The following is a 12854-nucleotide window of genomic DNA, read 5'->3' on the forward strand; positions in this document are numbered from 1 at the left end:
GTATTCCTTTAAACTTGCAGTCCTCCGCTCACATTTAGTACTTCACCTGTAATATAAGATGCGTATTCTGATGCTAAAAAGGCTGCTGCGTTCGCAATATCTTCTGGCGTTCCAATTCTACCAACTGGAATAGCGCCAACCATCTTTTCTTTCACTTTATCTGGTATCGTTTTGGTCATATCTGTATCCATAACCCCCGGACAAATCGCATTACAAGTAATACCGAAACTTCCAACTTCTTTCGCTGCTGTTTTTGTTAATCCTACAACTCCAGCTTTCGTTGCAGCATAATTTGCCTGTCCAATATTCCCCTCTCTACTTATAGAAGAAATATTAATAATTCTTCCATATCCTTGTTGTCTCATATAAAGAAGTGCTGGTTGCATACAATAAAAAACACCAGTTAAATTCACTTGTAATACTTGTTCCCAAGCAGATTTCTCCATTTTATGTAACATTGCGTCTCTTGTAATTCCAGCATTATTCACCAAAATATGTAATGTACCAAATTTTTGAACTGCATATTCAATTAACGACTTTGCTTCATTTTGATTACTCACATCACATCGATATGAGCACACTTCATATCCTTCATCTGATAACTCACGTGTCGTTTTTTGTAGCTTCTCTTCATTTACATCGCTAATTAATACTTTCGCCCCTAGCTTTGCATAAACCCTTGCAATCTCTTTTCCAATTCCCTGTGCAGCTCCTGTTACAACAGCTGTTTTCCCATTTAAAAACTCCATTCCTATCCCCCATTTCTATTACTTATACTGTATATTTCGGCTTTTTACTTTCCAACTCCTCTTTGTATAAAAAAGTCTATTTGTGTCAAACTAACTTTGCAACGTCGCATAAAGTGAAACTTTAATTAGTGGGAAGTTTGTTCATCCCCCACTGATTATCAGCCCTCACCAATCGGGCAGTTACGGGCAGTTAATCTCCCACCTAGCTTCTTTGTTCCATCTGAGTTTTAAGGTTGGAGTTTTACTACCCGTTATGCGGGATAAAGTGCAAGGAGATTGTGTCGAATGAATAAAAAGAATTTCAAACAAAGCAAAGCAACGGATGGCATTGATGTTGAGTTCTCTCGCGAACTCGCTGACCACAATGACTTAGAAGCAAACGCACGTGCAAATGCCGCTGATGCACGTCAAAAGCGCCAACCAACCGAAAAATAAGGTACATCACAACCTTATTCTTTTCAAAAGGGACCTACTACCCAACAAAATAAACCGAGAGACATCTCTCGGTTTATTTTCTATATTTTTTTGCATAATGAGCCAAAGTAAGCAACGGATATATATGAGCATAACTATGATAACGAATATAAAACCCACCTGGTAAACCTGTTCCAGTAGGATATTTTTCATTTATATAAGGGTTGGAGAGCAAATATGAAATACCTTTTCGAATAACTGGCGTTTCTTTATCATAGTAAGAAATGAGGGCATCTAACGCCCATGCTGTTTGGGATGGTGTACTAAATGGCAAAGTAACAAATCTTTTTTCTACACTACTTTGGCAAGATTCTCCCCAGCCACCATCTTCATGCTGTATATGTTCAAGCCATAAAGCTGCTCGTTTCAATGATGGATCGCTAGATGGTATTCCTAGTGACCGTAAACCAGTCAACACTGCCCACGTACCATATATATAACAAATTCCCCATTTCCCATACCACGATCCATTTTCCTCTTGTACATTCATTAACCAATTTATCGCACTTTGTTTTTGTTTCTCGGGCAATTCATTTTGCGTATACGTTCCGAAAAATTCTAACACTCTTCCTGTAATATCTGGTGTAGAAGGGTCTGTAATCATATCACTTGCATTTTCGATTGGTAAATTTGCTAATATACGGCTCGTTACCCCTTTTTCAAAAGCCCCCCAACCACCATCATTATTTTGCAATCCTTTAACCCAATTAACCGCTCGCTTCCAAGCATTATCTACATGTTCGTTCCCTCTACTTCGCGCCAATGCTCTTAACACAGCAGTTGTATCATCAATATCTGGAATCGTCGTATTCACATCCGAAAAGCCCCAACCACCCGGGAAGAGATCCGGTGCATGTACACTCCAATCTACTTTCTTCCTTTGCTGTTTTCTTAGTAAATATGCTGATGCATTTTGAATCACTTTACTTGCTTTCGGAACTTGAGCTTCTTGCAAAGCATAACTGAGTAAAGCTGTATCCCATATAGTTGATGGAGAGTTTTGCAAATGGCTCCCTCTCTCCACCTTCCATATATAAGATGTAATTCCCATTATAGCCTTCTCAATAATTGGTGATTGAATAGAATGTCCTAATGCAAGTAAAGCATAAATCATATAAAACGAGGCAGTTGCGTAGCTATATAATGTTCCATTTTCATCAATACGCTCTTTCATAAAACGTTCTACTTCCTCATATCCTTTATGATGCAAAGAAAGTGGATACGTTATAATTTTCTTCACGTCACTTACTAACGTTTGAAAAACTGGAGACCGATCCTCTCGAAACCATTCTCCGCCCCCGCCTGCAATGTGATTTAAATTTGGCAATAACTTTTTCCCTACTCGAAATCTTTTATTTAAACACAACATCATCGGAATTAAATGAATACGTGCTGAGCTACTCAATTCAAATATACTGAGAGGGGAATCATTCTGCAGAAACATAATTGGTGTTGGCAAATGAAAAAGAGAAGGATATTCATATTCTCCATGAATCGCTAATAAAAACTTCGTCATAAAATGAGCACGTGCTACCCCACCGCGCTCATTTATAAACATTTCCGCTCGCTTCATATTCGCATCTTCTTTTGTGTATTTTTCCGATGCAAGTAAGGCGGCATAAGATTGAATGGTAGCTGATAAATTACCTCCCACCTCATCTTCATACAATTTCCATGTTCCTTCATTTGTTTGAAGTGATGCTAATCTTTTCACAAACGGTTCTATCTCTTTATCTCTACCTAATAATTTTAATAAAAAAATCATATGGCAATCTGTTAATGGAGCTCCTTCAAAACAAAACCGCCACGTACCATCTTGCCGTTGCATTGTTTGAAGTGCAGTTGTTCTTCTCGCTATTTCTTCATGCACTTTTTCATATAATAACAAGTTACTCACCCACCCTTTCGAAATCCGTATAACGATATTCAAAAAGGTAGCTGAATATGTATAAAAACAAAGAAAAGCAGAACATATAAAATGTTCTGCTCATAAACAATACCCTACTCCGACAATAATTCCTAATAAAGCACCGACTACTACTTCATACGGTGTATGCCCAACAAGTTCATTTAACTTCTTATATTCTGTTTCTCTACCGTGAAAAAAGTCATTCAATATTTTTGCTTGTTTACTTACTGCAAGCCTTACTCCTGAAGCATCATACATAACAATAATGGCAAAAATAGTAGCAACCGCAAACATCGAGCTTTCCACACCTTCCACTACTCCAACTCCTGTAGCAAGCGCTGTAACTGTTGAAGCATGAGAACTTGGCATCCCACCTGAAGCAAAAAACTTTGCAAAATCAAATTCACCTGTTTTAACTAATTTAAAGACTACTTTCGTTAATTGTGCTAAAAACCATGAAATTACAGCTGCCATAAGCGGATCATTATGTAAAATTGTTTCCATGTTCTCAGCTCCTTACTAGCTATAATGGAAATCCTATATAGTATCAGTATAAAGAAAAATGCGTAGAAAATACTACGCATTATGATACTTTTGCTGATTTATTTTTTATAAATTTCGGTTGTTTCTGCACTAAAAACTTAGTCTTCGCTACCGAGAATACAAATAATGCAACCCATATACAGAAAAATGCAATCATATGAGTAGATGTGAAATGTTCACCAAATACGAATACACCTAAAATTAAGCTAATTGTTGGTGCAATATATTGTAAAAAACCTACCATATAAAGCGGAATAAGTTGGGCTCCTTTTGCAAAATAAAAAAGTGGTAGAGCTGTAACAATACCCGCTCCTATTAATAGTAATGTCGATAACATTGAGATAGAGCCAAATGAGCCGAAACCATGTACTCCTGTCATTACTAGATAAATAATCGCAAACGGCGTTACTAACATCGTTTCCATCGTAAGTCCAATTGTAGCATCATAGTTTAACAATTTTTTCGTTAATCCGTATAATCCAAATGAAAAGGCAAGTGAAAGAGAAACCCACGGAATAGATCCGAAACGTACTGTTAAAATGATAACCCCCACTCCAGCTAAACCAACTGCAACATATTGCCAGAAGTTTAACTTTTCCTTTAAAACGACTGTACCAAGTAAAATACTAATAAGCGGATTAATATAATAGCCAAGACTCGCTTCAATAACATGATTATGATTAACGGCCCATATGTAAACAAACCAGTTTCCGCTAATCAAGACTGAAGCTATTGTTAATGACATTAATAATTTAGGTCGTTTAAAAAGATTCACAAATTCCCCAATAAACTGGCGAAACCTCTTCGTAACACCTAATACGAGTAACATAAAAACAAACGCCCAAACGATGCGGTGTGCTAATATTTCATCTGCTGGAACTTCCTCAACCCATTTCCAATAAATCGGTAGGATTCCCCACATCGTGTAAGCACCAGCCGCATATAGTATCCCTTTTTTTTGCTCTGCTGATTGACTCCCCATCTTCCTTTTTCTCCTCTTCTCATTTTTTCTCCATTATACGGTCTCACATGCTCACTTTACCAATAATCAATCTGGATTTCTTTCGACATTTCTCATACAACGAATAATAAACATACCGTTATTACAACAAGTAACGGTATGCCGAAAACAAATTTCTTTTTATGAGTTTTATGATGAAACATATACATGCCAATCCAAGCTCCAACTGCTCCCCCAGCTGCCGCTGATAAAAACAACGTACTTTCTGGCGTTCTCCACTGTTTCTTCTTCGCTTTTCGTTTATCAAGCCCCATAAGGCTAAAAGCTATAATGTTAATAATAAGAAAATAAATCCATTTCATCGCTTTCTCTCCTTATGAAAAATTCGCTTAATGGTAACACGAAAAAACGACGGAAACAACTGAAGAACTCTTTTTATCCAACTAGTTTCATTCCTTTTTCTTAATTAGTTACCTTCATATTTACATAACCAACTAAAATCGCAGTTAAAGCATTTAATATAGAAAAATGTTATGAGCAGAATCCTATATTTCATTACATTCATCCACTACCATATCATCAAAAAAATTGCTCTCAATCACTTTCTCATCAAAACGAAGAACTACAATTAGCCCTACATATAAACAAACAAAATTTAGAAACCATTCCCCATTCTCATCTTTCTTAGCTAAGCATTTAAATATCTCTTGAAATTGCATACGCTCATCTGTCGCAACAACCGGTCGCACGCCAAAATATTTCAATACAAGATGTAGGTTGAGCTGCACGGATAATGATAAAATATACTTTAATAACTCGGTATAATGAGCAACATTTTTTTGACTATATAACTTCACAAGCTCTTGATGTAAAGTAGAAATTGATAATTCTTCTTTAGTCACTTTTGTTGCTTCTATCATTTCAATCATCTTTTTCATATCCATTCCATTTACCCCTCCTGTTACAAAACAAAAGCCAAAGTATACTTATTTTATAATCAACAATAATTGATTATTTCTCGTCTCTCTTTCTTCTTCACTTACTAAGTCATACTTTTTTAAAAGATGAAATACATCATTTAATATTTCTTGTGAGTGATTACCTTGTAAAAAATTTTTTAACCCTTTAAAAATCTCTTCTGATAAAAAACTCTTTTGACTTTCAAGCTTATTCATCACATCTTCAATAGAATGATCAATGTTACATGCCATACTAAACTTCCCCCTCTATCCTCTATAAATAATATCCTCAGCTAACGATGTAAACACTTCTCCAACAAGAGAATCTTCATCATATACAGATGAACCATTATTTTCTTCACGTTTCGCAAAAGGTATTTGAGCAATTACTTCTGTTTGCAATTGTTCTGCAAGCATTTCGCCGCCGCCTTCTCCGAAGAGATAATTTTTCGATCCATCTTGTTCTTCATAATAAGCCATATTTTCCACAATACCTAAAATCTCATGCTTCGTATGTTTTGCCATTACACCGACTCTTGAAGCAACGAATGAAGCTACATTGTGCGGAGTTGTAACAATTATTTCTTTCGCTTGCGGAATCATCGCTGCAACATCGATCGCAACATCTCCTGTACCTGGTGGTAAATCAAGTAATAAATAATCTAATTCTCCCCAGTGCGTATTCGCAAGAAAATTTTGAATCCATTTATTTAGCATCGGTCCGCGCCACATAACTGGGTTATTTCCTTCTGTAAAAAATCCCATCGACATGATTTTAACACCGTGACTAATGACTGGAATTGCCGTTTGATCAATCATCGTTGGTTTCTTATTCGTTTCCATCATAGCTGGAATACTAAAACCATATATATCTGCATCTAATATCCCCACTTTTTTGCCCATACGCGCTAGTGCAGTTGCAAGATTAATTGTCACCGTTGATTTTCCAACTCCGCCTTTTCCGCTCGTTACAGTAATAAAACGTACTCCTGAATCCGGACGAAGCATGCTCGGCATACCAGTTTCTGTTCTAGTATTTTTCTTTAATTTCTCTGTTAAAGCTGTACGTTCTTCTTGTGTCATAGAACCAAATGTTACCTCCACTTTAGAGGCACCAATTGCGTGAAGTGATTCTTCAATATCTTGTTGAATTTTTGCTTTTAACGGACAACCTTGGATTGTTAGTACTACTTCAAGTTTAACCTCTGTTCCGTTCATTTGTATATTTCTAACCATATTTAATTCTACAACACTTTTGTGTAACTCTGGATCCTCTACATGTTTTAATGCATTCATTATTTGTTCTTGAGTAAGCATAGAACTCATCCCTTCTCTTATTCTAATTTATATACAACATTTTCTTGGCGCTTCATCTGGTGAAAAAGCTTATCATCCACCGCTAACAGGCGGAATTAATGCGACTATATCTCCAACTTTTATCATCTCTTCATTCATTACAAACTCTTCGTTAACAGCGACCATCACTTTATCCAACGATTGTAAACAATAGCTGGCTTTGAGCCATTCTTTTAATTGTTGCACTGTCATTTCTTGCTTTTCTGAAATCACTAATCGATCCGATCCAACTTCCTCACGCAAATTTGCAAACAATAAAATTATAATCATTTTCTCATTCTTCCTTCTTTGGTTTTCCTTCTGGATATGGTGTATTTTCAAGTTGATCTCCAATCCACATCGTTCCATCTTCCCAAAATTCTTTTTTCCAAATTGGAACAATTCGTTTTATACGTTCAATCGCGTACTCATTCGCTTCATAAGCTACTTTACGATGCGGTGATGAAACTGCAATGACTACCGCAATATCCATTATTTCTAGCCGCCCTACACGGTGCGTAATTGCTACTTTTGTATCCGGCCATCTTTCACTAATTTCTTCTCCAATTCTCATAAGTTGTTTTACTGCCATCGGTTTATATGCTTCATACTCTAAATGTAGCGTTCGTTTTCCTTTTGTTAATTCTCTCACCGTACCAATAAATGTTGTAATCGCACCTGCTTCTCTTCTTCCGACTTTATTCGTTACTTCTTCAACTAAAATCGGATTATCTACAATCTCAAATAGCACTTGTTCCATTAAAACCACCTCTCACTTTATGAAATGTCCAAGGCCATTCACTACCTTCGTTATCTTCTAATAAAAGAACATCGACAAACATATCTTTTTTATATCCTCTTGTCCCGCCCGGCAATACGATAAACGCGTTGGATTTTGCCAATGAAGAAACTGAGCTAGATTTATCAAACCCTGATGGATAAGCGATTAATTTCCCCTCATCATATTGCAATTTTGCTCGTACAAATCTTGTAAATGGATTCGGTTTTAGAAAATCTTCTCCTAATAACGCTTTTTCTCTTTTTAAATGTACTTTTTCACTAAACATATACGTCCGAATACACGGTCTTACGAATAATTCAAACCCTACGTAACAAGCTGATGGATTTCCTGATAAACCAAATAATAACTTGCCATTTAATTGTGCTACAGTCGTAACACTTCCTGGTCGCATTGCAACTTTATTAAAAAGAGCAGATGCACCTAACTTTTCGTAAATAGCTGGTAAATAATCATAATCTCCTACTGATACACCGCCCGTTGTAATTAACATATCTACTTGGCCAAGCGCTTCTTTCACAGCTGTAAAACACGTATTAAAATCATCACTAAACTTCCCAAAATATTTTACTCTTCCGCCCGCTCTTCGAATTTGAGACAATATCATGTACGTATTACTGTTTCGGATTTTCCCTGGCTGTAATGAATCATTGACATCCAGTAATTCACTCCCAGTCGCTAACAGTCCAATTACAGGCTTTCTCGCAACTGGTACTTCACTATAACCGAATGTAGCAAGAAGAGCTGAAATACCTGGATTAATGTACGATCCTTTCTTTGCAAGAACCGTTCCTTTACGAGCATCTTCACCTTGAAAAGAAATATTGTCGCCCTTTTTGAATGATCGCTTCACTTCCATATAATTGTTGCCATTCTTCTCATATTGACGAGTCAGCTCTAACATAACAACCGCATCACACCCATTCGGAATTTGTGCTCCCGTCATAATTCGAACTGCTTGAAACGGAGCTACTTTCTCATGGAATAGCGATCCTGCACCAATTTCACCCACTACTTCAAATACAATTGGCGTTTCATAACTTGCTAAATTAGTATCTTCTGCTCGAATAGCAAATCCGTCATATGGCGAACGATTAAATGACGGTACATCATGGTCAGCTACTAAATCCTCTGCTAATATACGTCCATAAGCTAATTCAATTGGTAATAGCTCCTTTAAGCCTTTATCAGCAAATCCCATCACTTTACGAACAGCTTCTTCAACCGTAATTGGCACTCTTCTTTCCATTGTTGACACCCTCTCTATTAACCGAATACGCGATAATATAGTTGTTTCGCTTTCGAAATATCATTTGTACCATGAATAAAAACACGACCATCTCGAAAAACAACCACGCGGTAATCATCGAATTGGCAAGATAGTAAATACGGATTCCGATCTACTTTCCCCAGTTTTTGTAATACTTTTTCTATATCATCAAAATTGTATTTCCTATTGTCTACTGTTCTAATTTGAACTGTATTTCTTCCGCATAAAACAGCTGCTTTCGTTTGATTTTCGTATGATAAATAAGGATAAGTTCGATTCAAACCGCATGAGAGACAAGCGTCTGTTTTTATTTTCCCTAATTTTATAAAATGATTTTGATTACTCCATATATCAAACATGAAAAATGTTTTTCTAATTGCTGAGAAATCTTCCACTAAAATTTTGAGTGCTTCTGCCACTTGATATGCTGCGACGATTTGAACAGTCGGGCTAATAATTCCAGCGGTATCACATGTCACACCTGTAACAGGAATATTTTTCAGCATACAATGTAAACACGGTGTCTCTTGCGGAATAATTGTATAACTCATACCATACGATCCAACGCAAGAACCATATACCCAAGGAATATTATGTTTTTGTGATAAATCATTTATTACAAATCGAATATCAAAATTATCTGCTGCATCAATGATTACATCTACATTTTTTAATAGACCTTCCATATTTTCTGAAGTTGCATCCATTACGAAAGCATGTATTTGTACTTCCGAATTAATTTGTTCTAACCGATTTTTTGCAGCAATTGCTTTCGGCATTTTCTCTCTCGCATTTTGTTCAGAGTACAATTGTTGCCTTTGTAAATTACTCCATTCAACGTAGTCACGATCAATAATCGTCAACTTGCCAACACCTGCACGTACGAAACTTTCGGCACTTGCACTTCCTAATGCGCCTGCCCCTACAATTAACACATGTTTATTTCGAATTTTTTCTTGTCCTTTACTCCCAATTGGTTTGAACAACTGTTGTCGTGAATACCGATCAGCCATTACATACCCTTCCTCTCAAGAACTCTATTTCATATTAGAATGTTGTTTCTGATAACAAGCAAAGTAAGCAAAACCAACAAACCCAGCTCCTCCAATTACATTTCCGATAAAAACAGGAACAAAATTTTTAGCCAAATCCATCCACGTTAGATGACCAGCAAAAATAACAGCGGAAATGACAAACATATTTGCTACTACTTGCTGAAATCCAATCACTACAAATGCCATAATTGGAATCCAAATTCCGATGATTTTTCCGACAAAATCACTCGTCCCGTAAGCGAGCCAAAGAGCAAGACAAACGAGCCAATTACAACCAATTGCTAAAATTAAAGTTCTCCCAAATGATTCATGTAACTTCCCTTCCGCTATCGCTACCGTTTTATTTAAATACTCTCCCTCTGTTAATCCGCCAAGATGCCCAAAGCAATACGCAACGAAAATTGCCCCAATAAAATTCATGAGAGTAATCCAAACCCAGTTATTCAGTACACTTATCAATGTAATTTTCTTTGCATAAAGCGCCATAGACAGTGACATCATATTTCCCGTAATTAATTCTCCTCCTGCTAATACTACGAGCATGAGTCCAACAGGAAATACTGCTCCTCCTAAAACATTCACTAGACTTCCCCAGCGCTCAGGTAAATTCCCTAAAACTCGAATGTTAAGTAAAAAACCTATCGCAATAAACGCTCCTCCTAAAAAACCGAGAATAAGCATCGCTGGCAATGTCTGTCTTACTTTTTGAACACCGGCCTCAATGACAAGCTCAGCAATTTGTTCCGGCTTATGAAATGCCATTACCCATTCCTCCATTTTCTCCAAATAAAAAAGCAGCTTCAAAAAACCTCCTCAAAATAAAGGTTTTTGAATGCTGCTTAATTTCTCTGCACATCTTTTACAGAGATATCAATCATCACTTTTACTATAAAATAGAAAATCCACAACTCTTGTAAATTTTCCATTTTTCACTATGAAGCTAGCTTTATATATTAACCACCGATATGTGACATTTCAATTTTAGGTATTGTTTTCTTATTTGTATGATTTAAGCGTTCATCTGAATAACGATCTTCCCTATTATTCCATATATCGCGTACTACATCTGTAATGTCCTCATCTGTATGTTCAGAACGAAGCAATTCTCTTAAATCATTTCCTTTAGAAGCAAATAAGCAAGTATATAATTTTCCTTCTGCAGAAATACGAGCTCTCGTACATGATGAGCAAAAAGAATCTGTTACTGATGAAATAATACCTATTTCCTCATCGCTTCCTATATAACGATACCTAGTAGCCACTTCACCAGAATAATTTGCTTCTATCCGTTCTAACGGCATAACTTGATGAATCGTATCTACTATTTCTTGTTTAGAGACGACCTCTTTTAAATCCCAACCATTATAATTTCCAACATCCATATACTCAATAAAACGAAGAATATGCTTATTTTCCTTAAAATATTGCGCCATCTGCAAAATGTCCTGTTCGTTTTTTCCCTTTTGAACGACCATGTTTATTTTAATTTTCATTCCAACTTCAGCTGCAGCCTGTATTCCTTCCAGAACCCTTTGCACTTTGCTCCTATTACCATTTAAATAGAAAAACCGCTCTTCTTCTAAGGAATCTAAGCTAACTGTTACACGTGATAGTCCCGCCTTATATAAATCAGGAGCAAACTTTTTAAGTAACGATCCATTGGTTGTTAAACCGATATCTTCTACACCATCAATTTTATTAAGGCGCTCAATAAGCTTTGGAAGCCCTCTTCGAAGTAACGGTTCTCCGCCCGTAATCCGTAATTTTCTCACACCTAAAGAAACGAAAATACGTGTTATCCTTTCAATTTCATCAAAAGATAAAATTTTATCATTAGACAAAAACGAGTAATCAGGACCAAATATTTCTTCTGGCATACAATATCGACAGCGAAAATTACAGCGATCAGTAACTGAAATACGTAAATCCTTTAACGGACGTTGCAACTTGTCTAATGTAACTGATTTCATCTTCATTGCCTCACTTTTATTTTATATTTAAAACACGTTCTGGATGGGTATATACATTTAAGGAGTGATTACGAATAAATCCTATTGTCGTAATACCTAAATCTTCCGCTAGTTGCAAAGCTAACTCAGTTGGAGCTGATTTTGATAGTATAATTTCACAACCGATTTTTGCAACTTTCAATAATATTTCCGAAGAAATACGACCACTAAAAACAATGATTTTATCTTTTATAGAAATATCGTTTCTTAAACAATAACCGTAAATTTTGTCTAATGCATTATGCCTACCAATATCCATTCGACTTAAAATAATACCATTCACATCACATAAAGCTGCATTATGAACCCCACCAGTATGATGAAACGTATCCGCAGATTGCTGCATTTCTTTCATTAACCGAAAACAATCCTCTGCAGCAACCTGTACATGGACACCCTTCATTTTTTTTGCACTTAGTGCATCATTTGCAAAAACAAACCCTTGCCTACTCATACCACAACAAGACGTAATATAGCGTTTATTTTGCATTTGTTCATAATACGGATTTACTTTTGTCGTTGTTACATGCACAAATCCTTCTTTCTCCTGCACCCATACACTATCAATATCTTCATACTTCCGAATGATTCCTTCAGACGCTAAGAAGCCTATTACCATATCTTCTATATATTCTGGAGTACTAACCATTGTAACAAACTCCTGTCCGTTCATTTTAATGGTGACAGGAAACTCTGTTACAATGCTGTCCTCTATATGTTTAAATGCTCCTTGTTCATAACGAAAGATTTCTCTTTCTACCTGTATCGGTTTCACGATCAGTATCCTTCTC

The 12854-nt window shown here is 36.3% G+C and carries 16 protein-coding genes; 1 reads left to right on the top strand and 15 read right to left on the bottom strand.

Annotated elements, in window-relative coordinates:
* Nucleotides 1-8 precede the first annotated feature (8 nt).
* Complete coding sequence (gene fabG, locus QO049_RS17535) at nucleotides 9-749, bottom strand: 3-oxoacyl-ACP reductase FabG (protein ID WP_016111397.1); 741 nt, start codon at nucleotides 747-749, stop codon at nucleotides 9-11.
* A gap of 285 nt (nucleotides 750-1034) precedes the next feature.
* Between fabG and QO049_RS17540 the strand changes: the two genes are divergently transcribed.
* A complete protein-coding gene (locus QO049_RS17540) occupies nucleotides 1035-1184 on the top strand; it encodes a YfhD family protein (protein ID WP_001035813.1) in 150 nt (49 codons plus the stop codon).
* Between the two features lie 73 nt (nucleotides 1185-1257).
* On the opposite strand, the gene QO049_RS17545 is transcribed toward QO049_RS17540, so the two are convergent.
* From QO049_RS17545 to fdhD, 14 genes are all read right to left on the bottom strand, one after another.
* Nucleotides 1258-3111, bottom strand: a complete 1854-nt coding sequence (locus QO049_RS17545) for a terpene cyclase/mutase family protein (RefSeq protein ID WP_246960888.1) — start codon at nucleotides 3109-3111, stop codon at nucleotides 1258-1260.
* A gap of 99 nt (nucleotides 3112-3210) precedes the next feature.
* Nucleotides 3211-3636 carry a divergent PAP2 family protein gene (locus tag QO049_RS17550; RefSeq protein ID WP_000447820.1) on the bottom strand — a complete coding sequence of 142 codons (426 nt, stop codon included), beginning with the start codon at nucleotides 3634-3636 and terminating at the stop codon, nucleotides 3211-3213.
* 79 nt (nucleotides 3637-3715) lie between these two features.
* Nucleotides 3716-4657: an EamA family transporter RarD gene (gene rarD, locus QO049_RS17555; protein WP_000535538.1), complete on the bottom strand. Its 942-nt coding sequence runs from the start codon at nucleotides 4655-4657 to the stop codon at nucleotides 3716-3718.
* A 92-nt stretch (nucleotides 4658-4749) separates the two neighbouring features.
* On the bottom strand, nucleotides 4750-4998 hold the full coding sequence (locus QO049_RS17560; protein WP_000871346.1) for a DUF1294 domain-containing protein: 249 nt from the start codon (nucleotides 4996-4998) through the stop codon (nucleotides 4750-4752).
* Nucleotides 4999-5181: 183 nt separating this feature from the next.
* The gene (locus QO049_RS17565) at nucleotides 5182-5580 is read right to left on the bottom strand and encodes a hypothetical protein (RefSeq protein ID WP_246960891.1); all 399 of its coding nucleotides are present in this window, start codon (nucleotides 5578-5580) and stop codon (nucleotides 5182-5184) included.
* A gap of 42 nt (nucleotides 5581-5622) precedes the next feature.
* Entirely contained in the window at nucleotides 5623-5847 is a 225-nt protein-coding gene (locus QO049_RS17570) for a hypothetical protein (RefSeq protein WP_000752383.1), read from the bottom strand.
* Nucleotides 5848-5862: 15 nt separating this feature from the next.
* The gene (locus QO049_RS17575) at nucleotides 5863-6912 is read right to left on the bottom strand and encodes a P-loop NTPase (RefSeq protein WP_246960894.1); all 1050 of its coding nucleotides are present in this window, start codon (nucleotides 6910-6912) and stop codon (nucleotides 5863-5865) included.
* Nucleotides 6913-6984: 72 nt separating this feature from the next.
* A complete protein-coding gene (moaD, locus tag QO049_RS17580; RefSeq protein WP_098542656.1) occupies nucleotides 6985-7221 on the bottom strand; it encodes a molybdopterin converting factor subunit 1 in 237 nt (78 codons plus the stop codon).
* Between the two features lie 4 nt (nucleotides 7222-7225).
* Nucleotides 7226-7690, bottom strand: a complete 465-nt coding sequence (gene moaE / locus QO049_RS17585; protein ID WP_246960896.1) for a molybdopterin synthase catalytic subunit MoaE — start codon at nucleotides 7688-7690, stop codon at nucleotides 7226-7228.
* Nucleotides 7671-8978 carry a molybdopterin molybdotransferase MoeA gene (locus tag QO049_RS17590; protein ID WP_246960899.1) on the bottom strand — a complete coding sequence of 436 codons (1308 nt, stop codon included), beginning with the start codon at nucleotides 8976-8978 and terminating at the stop codon, nucleotides 7671-7673. The genes moaE and QO049_RS17590 overlap by 20 nt, the downstream gene beginning before the upstream one ends.
* A 17-nt stretch (nucleotides 8979-8995) precedes the next feature.
* Nucleotides 8996-10012, bottom strand: a complete 1017-nt coding sequence (locus tag QO049_RS17595) for a molybdopterin-synthase adenylyltransferase MoeB (protein WP_053513939.1) — start codon at nucleotides 10010-10012, stop codon at nucleotides 8996-8998.
* Nucleotides 10013-10036: 24 nt separating this feature from the next.
* Nucleotides 10037-10816, bottom strand: coding sequence for a formate channel (locus QO049_RS17600; RefSeq protein WP_000863998.1), 780 nt, complete (start codon nucleotides 10814-10816; stop codon nucleotides 10037-10039).
* Nucleotides 10817-11007: 191 nt separating this feature from the next.
* Entirely contained in the window at nucleotides 11008-12024 is a 1017-nt protein-coding gene (moaA, locus tag QO049_RS17605; protein WP_000844124.1) for a GTP 3',8-cyclase MoaA, read from the bottom strand.
* Between the two features lie 16 nt (nucleotides 12025-12040).
* Nucleotides 12041-12838, bottom strand: a complete 798-nt coding sequence (gene fdhD, locus QO049_RS17610) for a formate dehydrogenase accessory sulfurtransferase FdhD (RefSeq protein ID WP_000802689.1) — start codon at nucleotides 12836-12838, stop codon at nucleotides 12041-12043.
* Nucleotides 12839-12854 lie beyond the last annotated feature (16 nt).

Origin of the sequence: Bacillus sp. RB3, from assembly GCF_030164735.1 — a bacterium.
Taxonomy (GTDB): domain Bacteria; phylum Bacillota; class Bacilli; order Bacillales; family Bacillaceae_G; genus Bacillus_A; species Bacillus_A cereus.

What these genes read in the sequence shown, in the direction of transcription:
- rarD (WP_000535538.1), bottom strand. Translation starts at nt 4,657, where the DNA reads ATGGGGAGTCAATCAGCAGAGCAAAAAAAAGGGATACTATATGCGGCT.
- QO049_RS17595 (WP_053513939.1), bottom strand. Translation starts at nt 10,012, where the DNA reads ATGGCTGATCGGTATTCACGACAACAGTTGTTCAAACCAATTGGGAGT.
- QO049_RS17570 (WP_000752383.1), bottom strand. Translation starts at nt 5,847, where the DNA reads ATGGCATGTAACATTGATCATTCTATTGAAGATGTGATGAATAAGCTT.
- QO049_RS17540 (WP_001035813.1), top strand. Translation starts at nt 1,035, where the DNA reads ATGAATAAAAAGAATTTCAAACAAAGCAAAGCAACGGATGGCATTGAT.
- fabG (WP_016111397.1), bottom strand. Translation starts at nt 749, where the DNA reads ATGGAGTTTTTAAATGGGAAAACAGCTGTTGTAACAGGAGCTGCACAG.
- moaD (WP_098542656.1), bottom strand. Translation starts at nt 7,221, where the DNA reads ATGATTATAATTTTATTGTTTGCAAATTTGCGTGAGGAAGTTGGATCG.
- QO049_RS17565 (WP_246960891.1), bottom strand. Translation starts at nt 5,580, where the DNA reads ATGGATATGAAAAAGATGATTGAAATGATAGAAGCAACAAAAGTGACT.
- QO049_RS17590 (WP_246960899.1), bottom strand. Translation starts at nt 8,978, where the DNA reads ATGGAAAGAAGAGTGCCAATTACGGTTGAAGAAGCTGTTCGTAAAGTG.
- moaA (WP_000844124.1), bottom strand. Translation starts at nt 12,024, where the DNA reads ATGAAATCAGTTACATTAGACAAGTTGCAACGTCCGTTAAAGGATTTA.
- moaE (WP_246960896.1), bottom strand. Translation starts at nt 7,690, where the DNA reads ATGGAACAAGTGCTATTTGAGATTGTAGATAATCCGATTTTAGTTGAA.
- QO049_RS17600 (WP_000863998.1), bottom strand. Translation starts at nt 10,816, where the DNA reads ATGGCATTTCATAAGCCGGAACAAATTGCTGAGCTTGTCATTGAGGCC.
- QO049_RS17550 (WP_000447820.1), bottom strand. Translation starts at nt 3,636, where the DNA reads ATGGAAACAATTTTACATAATGATCCGCTTATGGCAGCTGTAATTTCA.
- QO049_RS17560 (WP_000871346.1), bottom strand. Translation starts at nt 4,998, where the DNA reads ATGAAATGGATTTATTTTCTTATTATTAACATTATAGCTTTTAGCCTT.
- QO049_RS17575 (WP_246960894.1), bottom strand. Translation starts at nt 6,912, where the DNA reads ATGCTTACTCAAGAACAAATAATGAATGCATTAAAACATGTAGAGGAT.